13 protein-coding genes and 1 pseudogene are annotated in these 15,563 nt (G+C 72.5%); 5 read left to right on the forward strand and 9 right to left on the reverse strand.

Annotation, left to right across the window (positions count from 1 at the left end; all coding sequences use genetic code 11):
* Positions 1 to 9: 9 nt before the first annotated feature.
* Positions 10 to 1,344, reverse strand: coding sequence for a flavin-containing monooxygenase (locus ABT106_RS08420; RefSeq protein WP_351274172.1), 1,335 nt, complete (start codon positions 1,342 to 1,344; stop codon positions 10 to 12).
* Positions 1,345 to 2,076: 732 nt separating this feature from the next.
* On the opposite strand from ABT106_RS08420, the gene ABT106_RS08425 reads away from it, so the two are divergent.
* A complete protein-coding gene (locus ABT106_RS08425; RefSeq protein ID WP_351274236.1) occupies positions 2,077 to 3,834 on the forward strand; it encodes a S8 family peptidase in 1,758 nt (585 codons plus the stop codon).
* Positions 3,835 to 3,995: 161 nt separating this feature from the next.
* A pseudogene (locus tag ABT106_RS08430) lies at positions 3,996 to 4,541 on the forward strand (phytanoyl-CoA dioxygenase family protein); the annotation flags it as partial.
* A 106-nt stretch (positions 4,542 to 4,647) separates the two neighbouring features.
* Here the strand turns inward: ABT106_RS08430 and ABT106_RS08435 are convergent.
* The 5 genes from ABT106_RS08435 to ABT106_RS08455 all read right to left on the reverse strand — a co-directional run bounded on the left by ABT106_RS08435 (position 4,648) and on the right by ABT106_RS08455 (position 10,237).
* Complete coding sequence (locus ABT106_RS08435; protein ID WP_351274175.1) at positions 4,648 to 5,553, reverse strand: NmrA family NAD(P)-binding protein; 906 nt, start codon at positions 5,551 to 5,553, stop codon at positions 4,648 to 4,650.
* An 82-nt stretch (positions 5,554 to 5,635) separates the two neighbouring features.
* On the reverse strand, positions 5,636 to 6,103 hold the full coding sequence (locus tag ABT106_RS08440) for a hypothetical protein (RefSeq protein ID WP_351274178.1): 468 nt from the start codon (positions 6,101 to 6,103) through the stop codon (positions 5,636 to 5,638).
* Between the two features lie 146 nt (positions 6,104 to 6,249).
* Positions 6,250 to 6,771, reverse strand: coding sequence for a MarR family winged helix-turn-helix transcriptional regulator (locus ABT106_RS08445; protein ID WP_351274181.1), 522 nt, complete (start codon positions 6,769 to 6,771; stop codon positions 6,250 to 6,252).
* A 65-nt stretch (positions 6,772 to 6,836) separates the two neighbouring features.
* Entirely contained in the window at positions 6,837 to 8,768 is a 1,932-nt protein-coding gene (locus ABT106_RS08450) for a helix-turn-helix domain-containing protein (RefSeq protein ID WP_351274184.1), read from the reverse strand.
* Between the two features lie 77 nt (positions 8,769 to 8,845).
* The gene (locus tag ABT106_RS08455) at positions 8,846 to 10,237 is read right to left on the reverse strand and encodes an MFS transporter (RefSeq protein ID WP_351274186.1); all 1,392 of its coding nucleotides are present in this window, start codon (positions 10,235 to 10,237) and stop codon (positions 8,846 to 8,848) included.
* A gap of 307 nt (positions 10,238 to 10,544) precedes the next feature.
* Between ABT106_RS08455 and ABT106_RS08460 the strand changes: the two genes are divergently transcribed.
* The 3 genes from ABT106_RS08460 (at position 10,545) to ABT106_RS08470 (ending at position 12,728) form a co-directional block, all read left to right on the forward strand.
* Positions 10,545 to 10,913: a hypothetical protein gene (locus tag ABT106_RS08460; RefSeq protein WP_351274188.1), complete on the forward strand. Its 369-nt coding sequence runs from the start codon at positions 10,545 to 10,547 to the stop codon at positions 10,911 to 10,913.
* Positions 10,914 to 11,323: 410 nt separating this feature from the next.
* Positions 11,324 to 12,016 (forward strand): DedA family protein, encoded by a 693-nt coding sequence (locus ABT106_RS08465; protein WP_351274191.1) that lies wholly within the window; start codon positions 11,324 to 11,326, stop codon positions 12,014 to 12,016.
* A gap of 166 nt (positions 12,017 to 12,182) precedes the next feature.
* Complete coding sequence (locus ABT106_RS08470; RefSeq protein WP_351274194.1) at positions 12,183 to 12,728, forward strand: tellurite resistance TerB family protein; 546 nt, start codon at positions 12,183 to 12,185, stop codon at positions 12,726 to 12,728.
* 51 nt (positions 12,729 to 12,779) lie between these two features.
* On the opposite strand, the gene ABT106_RS08475 is transcribed toward ABT106_RS08470, so the two are convergent.
* From ABT106_RS08475 to ABT106_RS08485, 3 genes are all read right to left on the reverse strand, one after another.
* Positions 12,780 to 13,565: a 3-hydroxybutyrate dehydrogenase gene (locus ABT106_RS08475; protein WP_351274197.1), complete on the reverse strand. Its 786-nt coding sequence runs from the start codon at positions 13,563 to 13,565 to the stop codon at positions 12,780 to 12,782.
* 105 nt (positions 13,566 to 13,670) lie between these two features.
* Positions 13,671 to 14,084 carry a UBP-type zinc finger domain-containing protein gene (locus tag ABT106_RS08480; RefSeq protein WP_351274199.1) on the reverse strand — a complete coding sequence of 138 codons (414 nt, stop codon included), beginning with the start codon at positions 14,082 to 14,084 and terminating at the stop codon, positions 13,671 to 13,673.
* Entirely contained in the window at positions 14,081 to 15,553 is a 1,473-nt protein-coding gene (locus ABT106_RS08485) for an ATP-binding protein (RefSeq protein WP_351274239.1), read from the reverse strand. Before ABT106_RS08485 ends, ABT106_RS08480 begins: the two co-directional genes overlap by 4 nt.
* Positions 15,554 to 15,563: the final 10 nt, after the last annotated feature.

Raw genomic sequence — 15,563 nt, forward strand, 5'->3', positions numbered from 1 at the left:
CGGCAGCCGCTACGCGTCCTGCAGCTCCCGGAGTTCCCGCAGGTACGGCCCGACGTCCACCTGGATGGAGGCTCCCTCGGTCCGCCCGTAGCGCTCCTGGACGCGGCTCAGGTACGCGTCGATCTCCTCGCGCATGACGTCCGCCGACGGCAGGGCGACCTCGCCGCCGATGATCCGCGCCACCCACCGGGACTGCGCTTCCACCAGACGCGTGATCGAGCCCACCGGACGGATCAGGCCGACGAAGTACAGGCCGCTCCGGTCGGGCGCGACCACACGCCGGTAGAGCTCGACGGCCTTCTGCGGGCCCGCCGGACACCCGGTGGGCAGGAAGGGGAAGGCCATGCGGAATCCGGTGCAGTAGACGATCGCGTCCACGTCGGCCGTGGTTCCGTCGGTGAAGCGCACCCGGCCGCCGTCCAGGGAGTCGATCGCGGGGCGCGGGACCACCCCGCCGTGCCGTATCCGGCTGAGGATCTCGTCCGAGATGGTCACGGCCGAGGAGAAGACGGGGTGGTCGGGCTCGGGGAGGCCGTAGTCGGACAGCCTGCCCCGGGCCACGAGCAGCGCCTGCTCCACGAAGCGGCGCTGGTCGGGGAAGGACATCTCGTTCCACCACGGGGCGTCGGCGATCAGGTCCACGGACATGCCGAAGAGCTGCTTGGGCACCACGTGCAGACCCCGGCGGACGGACAGCAGGGTCCGCGCGGCGTGCCGGGACAGGTCGGCGGCGATGTCCACCCCCGAGGCCCCCATCCCCACGACGACGACCCGCTGGCCCGCGAAGTCGCCGCCGTCGTGGTAGTCCATCGAGTGGAGGATCCGTCCGGTGAAGGAGTCGGAGCCCGGAGGCAGCGAACTGGGCAGCGCCGCCTCGGTGTTGTGGCCCGAGGCGACGACGACCCGTTCGAAGCGCCGCACGGACTCGGTTCCCCGCACGTCCCGGCTGGTGACCGTCCAGGCGCCGTCGGCGTCCTGCCGTACGGAGAGCACCTCGGTGCCCAGTTCGATGCGGGGCAGCAGCCCGGCCCACTCGGCGAAGGACCGCAGATAGGCGGCGACATCGCCGTGACGGGGGTAGAGGGGCAGTTCGGCCGCCATCGGGAAGTCGGCGTAGCCGGTGAGCTGTTTGGCACTGTTCAGGTGCAACGACCGGTAGGCCGGGCCCCGTTCGCCCGCTCCCGGCTGCCGCCAGATCCCCCCGACGTCCGGGGCCTTCTCCAGGCAGACGAAGTCGATTCCCCTGCCCGACAGGGCGTGTGCGGTCGCCAGCCCCGCCAGGCCCGCACCGATGACGCATACGGTCGCGGCAGTGGGAACGCCGCCGGCACGTGACCCGTTCAAGGACCCCTCCACAGAACACCCTCCGTTGTCACACGGGGCGTTGACTTCCCCGCGTACGGGCGCCCTGATGCCTCACGATACCCACCGGCCCCAAGCGCACGGGTGCTGAGGTCACCTGCGGCCCGAGGCCCGGTACGCGCTCCGACACCCGGCAGCAGGTGCGCCGGTGGCCCGTGCACCGGGAGGGTGGAGGGGCTGCCCGGCCGGGGGTCGCCGGGGTGATCCGGCGCGTCCACCGGGCGGGTCTTCGGTGTCCGGACCGCGGAGGGCACCGCGGGAAGCATCCGCGAGAGGACGCGGAAGACGACGCGGAGGGTGGCGCGCAGGCCCCAGAACGGCGGATCGGAGCCGCGCCGAGGGGGTGGCAGGGGGGTCGGACAAGGGTTTTCCCTGTATCGGGTTCATCTCCGTGTTGCCTACTGTCTGCCCACCGGCGATCTTCCCCGGGGCCCGCGGCCCACACGTCACCCCACATGGACGTGGAGCCGCGCCGACCCGGGGGACCACCGGTACCGCCCTCGTCCCGACCGCCGTGCGACGCCCACCGGGCGGGCGGACAGGACAACACGGCACACGGCGGCGACCGGGACCGGACCGACCACCCCACCCCGGTCCCGCCGCTGCCACACACCTCCCACATGCACCGACCGGCCGCTCCGGCCTGCCCGGAAACGGCCCGCGAAAGGGAACACCGTGCACGCAACGAGACGCAGGCTCATATCCGTCGTGGCGATGTCCGTCACGCTCCTCGCCGGCAGCGCCACCGCTTCCGTGGCCGTCGCCGCGGACGTCCCCGCCCCGGCCCCGGCCGGTGCCGCCGCCGCGGCTCCGGTGGAGAACCTCATCGTCGGGTACAAGTCCTCCGCCAGCGAAGCCAGTTCCAACACGGCCGCCGCCGACGACGCGGCCGCCAAGGGCAAGAAGGCCGGCAAGAAGGCGAAGTTCGACCGCCGTCTGGGCACCGGAGCCGCCCTGGTGAACCTCGGCCAGGCCGTCGCCCCCGCGGACGCCGCCGACGTGATCGCCCAGTTCCGCGCGGACCCCGATGTCGCCTACGTCGAGCCCGACTCCCGGGCCTACGCCCTCGCCGCCACCCCCAACGACACCGACTACGCCAAGCAGTGGGACCTGTTCGAACCCACCGCCGGCATGAACGTCCCCGCCGCCTGGGACAAGACCACCGGCAGCGGCGTCACCGTCGCCGTCATCGACACCGGCTACGTCGCCCACAGCGACCTCGCCGCCAACACCGTCGCCGGCTACGACTTCATCACCAGCTCCACCGCCGCCCGCGACGGCAACGGCCGCGACAACAACCCGGCCGACCAGGGCGACTGGAGCGCCGCCGGGGAGTGCAGCGCCACTTCCAAGGCCAGCGACTCCTCCTGGCACGGCACCCACGTCGCCGGCACCATCGCCGCCGCCACCGGCAACGGCAAGGGCATCGCCGGCATCGCGTACAACGCCCGCATCCAGCCCGTCCGCGTCCTGGGCAAGTGCGGCGGCGCGACCTCCGACATCGTCGACGCCATCACCTGGGCCTCCGGCGGCAGCGTCCCCGGGGTCCCCGCCAACGCCACCCCGGCCAAGGTCATCAACATGAGCCTCGGCGGCTCCGGCGCCTGCGGCACCAGCTACCAGAACGCCATCAACGCCGCCGTGGGGCGCGGCACGACCGTCGTCGTCGCCGCCGGCAACAGCAACGCGGACGCCGCCGGGTTCTCCCCCGCCAGCTGCAACAACGTCATCAACGTCGCCGCCAGCAACCGCACCGGCGACCGTTCCTTCTACTCCAACTACGGCAGCATCATCGATGTCGCCGCCCCGGGCGGTGAGACCCGCCGGGCCACCGACACCCCCGGCACCGTCACCACTCCCGAGAACGGCATCCTCTCCACCCTCAACGCCGGCACCACCACCCCCGGCGCCGAGAACTACAAGCCCTACCAGGGCACCAGCATGGCCGCCCCCCACGTCGCGGGCCTCGCCGCCCTCCTCGTCGCGGCCAAGCCCTCCCTGACCCCCGCCCAGATCGAGTCGGCGATCAAGACCAACGCCCGCCCGCTGGCCGGAACCTGCACCGGCGGCTGCGGCACCGGCCTCGCCGACGCCACCGCGACCGTCAACGCCGTCGCCACCACTCCCACCACCCCGGCCTTCCAGAACACCACCGACGTGGCGATCGGCGACAACACCACCGTCGAAAGCCCCATCACCGTCAGCGGTGTCACCGGCAACGCCCCCGCCACCCTCAAGGTCGGCGTCACGATCGCGCACACCTACACCGGTGACCTGAAGGTCGACCTCGTCGCCCCGGACGGCAGCGTCTACACGCTCCACAACCGCACCGGCGGCAGCGCCGACAACATCAGCCAGACCTACACCGTCAACGCCTCCACCGAAACCGCCAACGGCACCTGGAAGCTCCGCGTCAACGACAACGCCGGCGGAGACACCGGCAAGATCGACGCCTGGAACCTCACCTTCTAGAACCCGACGCCACCATCAGGTCCGAGCCCGGGCGGGAGCCCCCGCTCCGGCCCGGTGGCACGCGGTGCGCACCACACGAGCGCGCGGGTCTGCCGGTACCTCCCGTACCGGCAGGCCGCGCGTGTTCAGCCCGGGCCGTACGGCTCCGTCCATCCGAGGGGCTGGGCGGAGGCGTACGGCCCGTTCTCCGCGGTCGCGAGGGATCGGTCGTACCTCTTCGCGCCCCGGGGGCCGCAGCGTCGTTCCCGTTCCTCCGCTTCCTCACCGCCGAGCAGCTCGTCGGCCCCGCGGAAGCCGAGGGGTACCGGGCCGAGATGGACCGGCTGGTGTCGGACCCCGCGGTCCGGGCCGACGAGCGCGCCATCGTGGAGCCCGGCTCCGGCGAGGTCCGCTCGGTCTTCGAGGTCCACCGGATCAGCGAGGTGTTCGCGCGGCTCGCCGCCGATCCCCGGATCGTGGACCGGGCCCGGCAGATCCTCGGTTCCGACGTGTACGTCCACCAGTCCCGCGTCAACGCCAAGCCGGGATTCGGCGCGAGCGGCTTCTCCCGGCACTCCGGCTTCGAGACCTGGCACCCCGAGGACGGCCTGCCGCGGATGCGGACGGTCTCGGTGTCCGTCGCCCTCACGCCCCACACGACCAACGGCAGCCTCATGATCATGCCGGGCTCCCGCCGGACGTTCCTCGGCTGCGCCGGCGCGACGCCGCTGCGCTGACCGGCCGCCGGGACGCGCCTCGCGCCGCCCCGCGAGGCGCTCCCCGTCGCTCAGGCGGGCTCGGCAGCGACGGCTCCGTACACGGTGAGGGCCGGGGTCAGTGGGGAGCCCGGATCTCCTCAGGCCGTGCCCCGTCGCTCCGGAAGGCACCGAGGTGCTCGCGGAGGAATGCCTCGAGGGTGCGGGGCGGCCGCCCGAGGATCCGGGAGACCGTGTCGTCGGGCTCTTCGGGGTGGGTGGTGGCCATCCGCTGGATCTCCACCACGTGGGCGGCGAGCCAGTCGGGCATGCGGGCCGCGGAGACGAGGTGGCGGTGCAGTTCCGCACCGGTCAGGTCGACGTACCGCACCTGTCGCCCCAGCAAGGCACCGAGCAGGCCGACGAGTTCCGGGTGGGAGTACGTCCGTCCGCCGGTGAGGGTGTGGGTGTGCCCGGCGATCTCGGGCCGGGTCAGCGCGGCGGCCGCCACGTCGGCGATGTCGCGGCAGTCGATGTAGTTGCAGGCCGCGTCCCCCATGGCGCCGTGGACGACGCCGCCCGCGGCCACCCCGGGGGCGAGGAGGAGCAGCTTCTGCATGAACGCGTAGGGGCGCAGGACGGTACGGGTGACCCCCGAGCTCCGGAGGGCCTCCTCGACGGTGTGGTGCCCGCGGGCGACGGCCACGGGAGAGCCGGGGCCGGCGCCGGGGGCGGAGAGCTTCACGATGTGCCCGATGCCGCTGTCGGCGGCCGCGGTGATCGCATTGGTTTCCAGGGTGACCTGGGCGGGGCCGTTGGCCATGGTGAGGAAGAGCCGGTTCGCGCCGGTGAAGGCGGCCCGCAGGGACGCGGGGTCGGCGGCGTCTGCGGCCAGGACCTCGGTCCGCGCGAGGGCGGCGCCGCCGAGCCGGTCCCGGAGCCGACCGGGATCGCGGCTCAACGCCCTGACGGGCAGTTCCAGTTCGGTGAGGCGGTGCAGGAGTGCGCTTCCGGTGGCTCCGGTGGCTCCCATGACGACGATCATTCGGTGTCCTTCCGTGGCGGTGCGGTGATGGGCGGGTGCGACAGGTGGTGGTCGCTGCGGCGACGCGGTGCGGCGGCCCGGATCAGCGCACGCCGTGGGTGGCTCCGCGCCAGCGCCAGGTGATGATGGCGGCGGCGAGCGCGGCGGAGAGCGGGACGTCCAGCCGGAGGCGTCCGGGCCACGGCGAGCCGGACGGGAACGGCGCGGGCCACACCGTGAGGCCCTGGACGGCGAGGTGCACGGCCCCGGCCGCGACGACGGCCGCCATCAGCGCCGCGCCCGCCGCCAGTACGGCCTTCGGCAGGGAGGCGGCCCGGCGGGGACGGATGCCCGCGCGCCGGAGCCGGGCACCGGTGAGGGCCGCGACGAGCGCCGAGGTGCCCGCGATGGAGGTGAGGGCGGCAACGGTCAGGTCCTGCCGCCCCGAGGCCAGGCCACCGGCGCCGGCGGTGAGGGCGGGGGCCGCGTAGGCGATCAGCACCTCGCGCCAGAGGACGAAGCGGCCCGGCGGACGCCCACCGCCGTGCGGGGCGTTTCTTCGTGTACCCACGGAGATCTCTCCTCGGTTGGTAATTAGGAACCTAACTATATGGATATGCGAAACGACCCCTCCCCCTCCCACCTGCGCGTGCGAGGAGCGGCGCGCAGGCGGCACGGGGACGCGGGCTCGCGCCGGCGGGCACCGCGCGCCGCCGGCTAGCGCTCGGTCAGCGCACCGATGCCCCGGGTGACGCGCGAGAGCAGCTCGAGGAAGACGGTCCGCTCCTCGACGCTCAGGTCGGCCACCATCGCCTGGAGGCGGCGGAAGTGGTCGGGGGCGAGGTCGCGCAGCTTCTGCGCGCCGCGCGCGGTCAGGACGACCACCGAGGCGCGCCCGTCCTGGGCGGACGGCCGCCGCAGGACCAGCCCGTCCCTCTCGAGGGAGTCGATGAGCCCGGTGACCGTCGCCCGGGAGACGCCGAGGCTGGCGGCCAGGAGCGAGGGCGACTTCTCGCCCTCGCTGTCCTCCAGGTCCGCGAGGAGGCGGTAGCGGCCGGTGGACAGGCCGAACCGGGAGAAGTGGACCTCGCTCGCCTGACCGAGCCGGGCCCCGGCGGCCATCAGCCGCACCGCGACCAGTACGGCCTGCGGGTCGGAATCGAGGCCGTAGTGCCGGATCTGACGCCGGGCCTGATCCAGCGTCGGGGCCTCCTCGAACGAGGCTTCGCGTGCGTCCATGGAGATAATATGGACCCTAACCACCTGCCGCGTCAAGGGAGTCGATCACGCCGCCGGACGGACCCTCACGCGCTCCCGGTCCCGCTCCCGGTCCCGCCGGCCGCCGCGACCCGGGCGATGCGCAGGGCGAGCTGGATCTCCAGCACCCGTTCCGGCGACTGCCAGTCGCGGCCGAGGAGTTGTCCGACCCGGTCCAGGCGCTGCACCACGGTGTTGATGTGGACGTGCAGCGCGTCCTTCGCCCTGGACTGGCTCATGCCCGCGGAGAAGTACGCCTGGAGGGTGTGGAGGAGATCGGTACCGCGCTTCGCGTCGTACTCGATGACGGGGCCGAGGGTCTGCTCGACGTAGCCGCCGAGGTCCGTCCGGTCTCCGAGCAGTACGCCGAGGAAGCCCAGTTCGGCCGGCGCGGCCCCGGTGCCGCCGCGGCCCAGGGCGAGGAGGGCCCCGAGGCAGCGGCGGGCTTCCGCGTGGGCGTCGGCGAAGCCCGCGGCGCCCGTCACCGGCCCCGCGGCGCCGACGGTGACCGGTGCGGCCACCGCCTGGCCCAGTTCGTCCGCGAGGGTGCGGGCGTCGGCGCCGGGGGTCTCGGACGGCGCGAGCAGCACCACCTCGTCGAGGTGCTGCCCGGCGAGTCCCCTGCGAATCCGTACGGAACGGGCGGCCGCGGCCAGCAGCCGGCGGCGGGGCACGGTCCCGGCGCGCAGGACGAACACCGCGTGCGGGTGGTCGAGGTTCACCCTGAGCCGGCGGGCCCGGGCGGCCAGGCTGGTGGGGTCCGCCGCCCGCGCGAGCAGGTCTCCCAGGAGTTCGCCGCGTACGCGGTCCTCGGCTTCGGCGACGGAGCGGCGCTGCAGCAGGAGCAGGGCGGTGACGACGCTGGCGCGCTCGAAGAGGCGGCGGTCCGCCTCCCCGAGGTCGGCGCGGCCGGTCAGGGCGATGCTGCCGAGGAGTTCGGGCCCGGCCAGGACGGCGCACACCCAGGCTCCGTTCACGGGCACGGCCCGGCCGCCGGCCCGGGAGGCGGCGACGGCCCGCGCCGGCGGGGCCTGGGGCTCCGCGCCCGCCCGGGCGAGTTCGGCGCCGTCCGGGTCGTGGATGAGGGTCCCGCCCTGGAGGACTGCGCCGATGGCGGTCGCGACCTCCGCGATGTCCCCTCCCCTCAGGACGAGGTCGGTCAGCCGGTCGTGGGCGTCCGCGGCCCGCCGCATGGCCTCGCTGTGCGCCTCGATGGTCCGCGATGCCTCGTTGAGGTCGACCAGCGCCGTGCGGGTCTCGTCCAGCAGCCGGGCGCTGTCGATGGCGATGGCGGCGTGGTCGGCGAGCGAGGCGAGCAGGGCGACCTCGTCGGGCGCGAAGGTACGGGCGGTGCGGTCCGCGGCGTACAGGACGCCGATCACCCGCGTACCCAGGCGCAGCGGTACGCCGAGGATCGCCCGCAGCCCTTCGTCCGTGACGGCGGCGTCGATCGTCTCGGTGTGCTTGAAGCGCGGGTCTTCGCCGTAGTCGCCGGTGGTGTAGGGGCGGGCCGACTCGGCGACGAGTCCCCCCAGCCCCTCCCCCATTCCCAGTCGCACCCGCTGGAACGCCGCGGAGACGCAGCCGTCGGTCACCCGCATGTACGTGTCGCCCGCCTCCTCGTCGTTGAGGGACAGGTACGTGACGTCCGTGCCGAGGAGCAGCTTGGCCCGGTGCGTGATCGCCCGCAGTACGGCGTCCAGGTCCCTGAGCGCCGCCAGGTCGCCGGCGGTGTCGAAGAGCGCGGCCAGCTCGACCTCGCGGCGCCGGTGCTGGCCGAGCGTACGCCGTACGCGCAGCGCCACCTGGGTGGCCTCGGCTATCGCGGCGGCCTCCGGCCCGCCCGCCGCCGCGTCCCGGGCCGCCTCCGCCGCCCGCGCGAAGTCTTCGGGTGGCGCGCCCTGCTCCAGCAGGTCAAGCAGCTGCCGCAGGACGGTCCAGGCCGGGCCGGTGCCGGAGTCCTTCACGGTGGTGGGCATGGGGCGCTCTCCGTGGCTCGGGAAGCCCGCCGCTGCCTGCGGGACGCGGCGGACGGGGCGCGGCGGGCGGCCGGAGCTCACCGGTCCGCGGGGATCGATTCGTGCGCGGGCCGGCGGCCGGGGACCGTCGTGGCGGCCGGCTCGTGGTCCCGCGCCAGGCTACGCCCGCGCGTCTCCCTGGCCACCAGGACGGTCAGGGTGGTGACGAGCGTCGCCGCGGCGAGGTAGAGGGAGATCGGCACGGACGAGCCGTAGCGGTCGAGCAGGGCGACGGCGATGATCGGGGCGAGCGCGCCGCCGATGATGGAGGCCAGCTGGGATCCCATCGAGGCGCCCGAGTAGCGGACCCGGGTGTCGAACATCTCGGAGATGAAGGCGGCCTGCGGTCCGTACATCGCGCCGTGGAGGACGAGTCCGACGGTGACGGCCGCGGCGATCACCGGGAAGGACTTGGTGTCCAGCATCGTGAAGAACACGAAGGCCCAGCCGGTCATGCCGACCGAGCCGATCAGCGTGACCGGGCGGCGGCCGATGCGGTCGGACAGCGCGCCCCAGGCCGGGATGGTGACGAAGTGGACGGCGGATCCGATGAGGGCCGCGTTCAGCCCCTGGCTCTTGGACAGCCCGAGGTGCGTGGTGACGTAGACGAGCAGGAACGCGGTGATGATGTAGTACGAGATGTTCTCGCCGAGGCGGGTCCCGATCGCGGTGAGGACTCCGCGCCAGTTCGAACGGAACACCTCGGCGATCGGCGGCTTCTCCTTGACGCCCGCGGCGGCCGCCTGTCCGGCGGCCTTCGCCCGGGCCTCCAGGAAGAGCGGGGATTCGGAGACCGACACCCGGATCCACAGGCCGATCACGACCAGGACGCCCGAGAGCAGGAACGGGATCCGCCAGCCCCAGGCGAGGAACGCCTCCTCGGACTGGACGGCGGCCAGCAGGGCGAGCACGCCGGTGGCCAGCAGGTTGCCGCCGGGAGCGCCGGCCTGGGGCCAGGAGGCCCAAAAGCCGCGGTTCTTGTCGTCCCCGTGCTCCGAGACCAGCAGGACCGCGCCACCCCATTCGCCGCCGAGTGCGAAGCCCTGGACCAGGCGCAGCAGCGTCAACAGGACGGGGGCGCCGACTCCGATGCTCGCGTGGGTGGGGAGCAGGCCCATGGCGAAGGTGGCTCCGCCCATGAGGAGCAGGCTGAGGACCAGCAGCTTCTTCCGGCCGATCTTGTCCCCGTAGTGGCCGAAGACCAGGCCGCCCAGGGGGCGGGCCGCGAAGCCGATGGCGTAGGTCAGGAACGCGAGCAGGGTTCCGACCAGCGGTTCGCTGCTGGGGAAGAACAGCTTGTTGAAGACCAGTGCGGCGGCGGAGCCGTAGAGGAAGAAGTCGTACCACTCGATGGTGGTGCCGATGAGGCTCGCTGCGATGATTCTCCGGATGCCGGACGGGGCCTGCGGAGCCGTTGCTGGGGTGACCATGTGCACCACTTCCGGGGTCTGCGGGGACGACGGTGTCGCCACAACGTAGGAGTCCGCAGGTCACCGGTACATGTGGCCGGTCCTCACAATCACCCCCGCACCGGTGTGCCCGGCCACCACACCCCGGAACCGGTTCTCTCCGGGCGGGCGGAGCGGCCGACGCCTCGCCCGGGGGCCGCCGCGGGGCACAGCGGCTCCGGGGCCGCTTCATCTGCGGCTGTTATAGTTCAGCCCTCCGGTGGGAAATCCCGGAGTGGTGGGGCGGTTCGGCCGCCAAGCGGCACCAACGGCAAGGGGAGCGTGGAGAATGCGCTGCGGGAAGACCCTGGCCCTCTGCGTCAACGCCGCCGTCTTCCTCGTGGTTTCCTTCTTCGCTCTCGGATTCCTCACCCCGACGCCGCAGCCGGCCGAAGCCGCCGTGACCTCGTCTTCCCAGGCCCATTCCATGTGGGACAACTCCGGGCTGGATCTTCCGGACGAATTCGAGGACGGGGACGTCGCGCTCCGCCACCGCAGTCAGGACGCTGACGTCACCGCGATTTCGCCGCCCTCCAAGGAAGCGATGGGCTCCTCCGCGCCGGGCTGCCACGCGTCTGCTCCGGATTCCCCCTGCCAGGTTTCCCGCGGCTGCGTCACCCCGCTCGTTTCTTCCCCGGTGCGGGTCCTTCGCTGCTGAGCGGCACACCGGATTCCCTTCCGGTTGACGCCAGGGTGACCCGCTGCCCGGATCCCGCCGCAGCCCCGCTGCCGTCGTAGGCCCGCTGCCGTCGTAGGCCGCACTGAGCCGCGCTCCCGTCCCTGCCCGTGGGCAGCTCGCGCCGCGGCGGATGTGCCGTCGGGCTCGACGGGTCGCGGTGCTCGGGGACGCCGTGCGCGGCGGCGGCGCGGTTCCCGCCCTCACCCCGGTGAAAGCCGCTGCGGGGGAACGCGCGAACTCGCCCGCGCCCGCTCCGCCCCAGCCGACGGGCCGTACACCTGAGCCGACGAAGCCTTTTCAGGGCCGATCGAAGCCCTGCCGCAACGCCCCCGCCGTGTGGCCGAAGCCCACAGTGCGTGGCCGAAGCCCACAGAGCCCGGAGTAGACACATGAACGAATTCCCATTGGCCGCGGAGCCCGCAGGCGGAATCGCGGGCTGGGCGGCGGACCTCGTCGACACGATGGGCGGTCCGGGAGCGGGACTCGCCATCGCGCTGGAGAACCTGTTCCCGCCCTTGCCGAGCGAGGTCATCCTGCCGTTGACGGGATTCGCGGCGGGGAAGGGAGTGATCAGTCTCTACTCCGCGCTCTTCTGGACCACCGCCGGTTCGGTGGTCGGCGCCCTCGCCCTTTACTGGATCGGCAACCTCTTCGGCCGGGAACGCATGTACTCCCTGTGGGCCCGGCTCCCCCTGGTCAAGACGTCCGACCTGGAGAAGACCGAGCAGTGGTTCGCCAAACACGGCACGAAAGCCGTGTTCTTCGGCCGGATGATTCCCATTTTCCGCAGCCTCATCAGCGTACCGGCCGGTCTCGAACGGATGCCCATACCGCTTTTCCTGCTTCTCACCGCGTTGGGCAGTTCCATCTGGAATTTCATTCTCATCATGGCCGGCTACTGGCTGGGGGACCAATGGGAAACAGTGGGGCAGTACGTGGGAATCCTCTCGAAGGTCATCATGGTTGTCGTCGTGGCGGCTCTGGCCGTCATGATCGGGCGGAAGGTGCGTTCCCGCCGGAAATCCAGGAAGAACCGGCCCGCCCGGCATGCCAGGCACGCCCGAGGCGAAAAGGATGCGTGAATCCATTCGTCGTCCGTGACGTCACCGGAAAGCGGTCACGTGCGCCCCCGCACAGCCGCCTCCGGTGGTCCGTGTGGGTTTCCGGGACCGCCGGACGTGGTGGGGCACGACGAAGAGGCCGCGCGGCAAGCGCGCGGACGGGCATGCGATCGAAGAGGTGGCACGGATGGCAATGTGGGACCGCATCAAGGACCAGGCCAAGGGACGCCTTCAACAGCAGCCGCAGGGCTCCGGCGGGCACGGGCGACCGGGGGCGGGTTCCGGTGGGGGATCGAAGGCCCAGCTGGTGGATGTCTTCAAGTCTCAGCTCAGCACGCTCAAGACGGAACTCAAGAGCGGTGCCTACCGGGACGCCACCATGGCCGTGTGCGCCCTGGTCGCGGCCGCGGACGGGACGGTCGACGAGGCCGAGCGCCGGCAGGTGGAGTCGCTGATCCTGCAGAACGACGTCCTGCGGAACTTCCCGCCCGATCAGCTGCGGCAGCGGTTCAACAAGCATGCCGACCAGCTGAGCCTCAACCCCGTGCAGGGGAGGGCCGAGGCCATGCAGGAGATCGCCAAGGCGGCGAAGAAGCCCGTGGAGGCCAAGGCGGTGGTGCAGACCGGCTTCGTGATCGCCGGAGCGGACGGACACATCTCCCCAGACGAGCAGCGGGTCCTGCGGGAAGCGTGCGCGGCGCTCGGTCTGTCCGCGCAGGAGTTCGGTCTCTGACCGGACCGATGTCACGCTCCGGGGCCCTTCGCGGGAAGGGCCCCGGGGCGGTCAGGCGGCGGTCCAGCCCCCGTCCACGGGGAGGGAGGCACCGGTGATGTAGCCGGTGTGCGGACCGCAGAGCCATACGGCGACGGCCGCGACCTCCTCCGGCTCGATGAGGCGTTTGACCGCGGAGCGGCCGAGCAGCACCTCGCCGACCACCTGCCCGGCGTCGATGCGGTGGGCGGTGGCCTGCGCCGCGATCTGCCGCTCCACGAGGGGGGTGCGCACGTAGCCCGGGCTGATGCAGTTGCTGGTCACTCCGTGCGGCGCGCCCTCGAGGGCGGCCACCTTGCTGAGCCCTTCGAGGGCGTGCTTCGCGGTCACGTATCCGGCCTTGAACGCGCTGGCCCGCAGGCCGTGCACGCTGGAGATGTTGACGATCCGGCCCCAGCCCCGCGCGCTCATGTGCGGCAGTGTGTGGCGGATCAGGAGGAACGGCGCCCGGACCATGACCTGCTGCATGAGGTCGAACTGGTCCGGCGGGAACTCGGCGAGCGGTGCCACGTGTTGGAGCCCGGCGTTGTTGACCAGGATGTCGACCTCCGTGGGGAGCTCCCCCAGCAGGTCGCTCCGGGCGAGGTCCACGACGTGCGCCCGGCCGCCGGTCTCCTCGGCGGCGGCCGCGGCCGCCCTGGCGTCGACGTCCACCACGTGGACGAGGGCTCCGGCGGCGGCGAGCGCCGTGGCACAGGCCCGTCCGATGCCGCTGCCGGCGCCGGTCACCATGGCGGTGCGGCCCGCCAGGCAGGCGGCCGGTGTCCCCCCGGACGGGAGATTGATTCCGCTTGTCATGGCTGGAAGCATGCGCGACGTGCGGGCGCCGTTTCCATGTGTACGCCCCACACAGCCGGTCTCCGCCCTGTGGCGCGGTGCCCCACCGGGGCCCTCGCGGTCGCTCTACCGCAGCAGCCGCTTCCAGTCCTCCGGGACCCGGCCGGCCGGGCCCGGCGCCGGCTGGTCCGCGGGATGCCCGGTGGGCGGCGCCAGCGCGGGACCGGACTCGTACAACTCGTTCTCGCCGTAGTCCCAGAACCACGGTTCGCCCGGTTCGAAGCTCTGCACCAGGGGGTGGCCGGTGGACTTCCAGTGGGCGGTGGCGTGCCGGCCTGGCGAGGAATCGCAGCATCCGATGTGGCCGCACTGGGCGCACCGCCTCAGGTGGAACCACCAGCCGCCCGCCGCGTCACAGTCGGCGCAGCCGGTTCCGGTGGGCGGGACTCCCGGGTCGATCCCGTTGCTCCCGTTGCTCCCGTTGCTCCCGTTGCTCCCGTTGATTCCGTTGATTCCCTGGCTTCCGTCGGTGCCGGTCATACGGGCTCCTCCTCAGTCGCGGTTCCGGGCCCGGCCTCGGGCCCGGCCTCGGGGTCCGGGTCGGTCAGGGGCAGCAGTACCTGGAACCGGGTGTCGCCCGGCGCGGACTCCACCTGGAGGCTGCCGTGGTGCTTGTTGACGATGATCCGCCAGGAGATGTCCAGGCCGAGGCCGGTGCCCTCGCCGACCGGCTTGGTGGTGAAGAAGGGATCGAAGATGCGGCTGCGGATGTCCGCCGGGACGCCGGGTCCGGTGTCGCGGAACTCCACCAGCAGCCGGTCGCCCTGCCGGGCCGTGCGGACCGTCAGCGTGCCGTCGAGGCCGGTGCTGCCCATGGCGAAGACGGCGTTGTCGATGAGGTTGGTCCACACCTGGTTGAGTTCCGCCGGGTAGGCGGGCACGTCCGGGAGGGTGCGGTCGTACTCCTTGACCACCCGGACCCGGGGGCCGATCTTGCCGGTCAGCATCAGCAGGGTGCTGTCGAGGAGTTCGTGGACGTCGACCACCCGGTGGGGCGCGCGGTCGAGCTGGGAGTACTGCTTGGCGGCGTCCACCAGGTGGGAGATGCGGGTGGTGGAGTCGTCGATCTCGTCCATCAGCAGCTCGGTCTCGACCGTGTAGTTGAGCCAGCCGATCGCCCCGGGCAGCATGTCCTCGGCCACGGTCGCGGCGACCTGCTCCAGCCAGTCGGTGTCCAGTCCCGCCTGGACGAAGGTCGGCGCGATCCGCCAGCCCTCCGCGATGCCGTGGCCGTCGAGCCAGTCGGCGAGTTCGTCCTCCCGGTCGGAGGCTTCCAGCGGGCTCAGCACCGGTGCCTTGGCGACGCGGTCGGCGGTGCGGTCCTGGATCTCGATGAGGTCGGCGAGCGCCTCGCGCGAGTAGGAGCCCTGGGCGATGACGGCCAGCTTGTGCCGCATCCTGCCCACCCGCTCCCGCAGCGTGGCGGTGGCCCGTACGGCCGCCGCGGCCGGGTTGTTGAGCTCGTGGGTGAGTCCGGCGGACAACGACCCGAGCGCCAGCAGCCGTTCGCGCTGACCGATGGCCTGCTGGGTGCTCTTCGACCCGAAGAAGAGCCCCTCCAGCAGGTGCGCGGCCATCGGGAACCACTCGCGCATGACGTCCGAGAACGACTGCGCGGGCAGCACGAAGAACCGCGTCGGCTCGGTCACCCGCATCGAGTTGTTGTACGTCTGCGGCACCCGGTCCCCCAGGTACGCCTGCATGGCTCCCGAGTACACCCCGCGCTGTGAGGTCCGGGCCACCTCCACGTCGTCCCCGCCGACCCGGCGGTACAGGACGACGGTGCCCTCGATCATGACGTAGAAGCAGGTCGCCGGGTCGCCCTCGGTGTACACCGGACCGGGCTCGAACCGCTCCACCACCCCCTCGGCGCACAGCCGCCCGAGCTGCTCCGGGGACAGCTTCTCGAACAGGAACAGCGAGGCGATCTCCTGCGGGGCGCAGGGCATGACCTGCCCG

Source organism: Streptomyces sp. NPDC002044, from assembly GCF_040296725.1.
GTDB classification, from domain to species: Bacteria; Actinomycetota; Actinomycetes; order Streptomycetales; family Streptomycetaceae; genus Streptomyces; species Streptomyces antarcticus.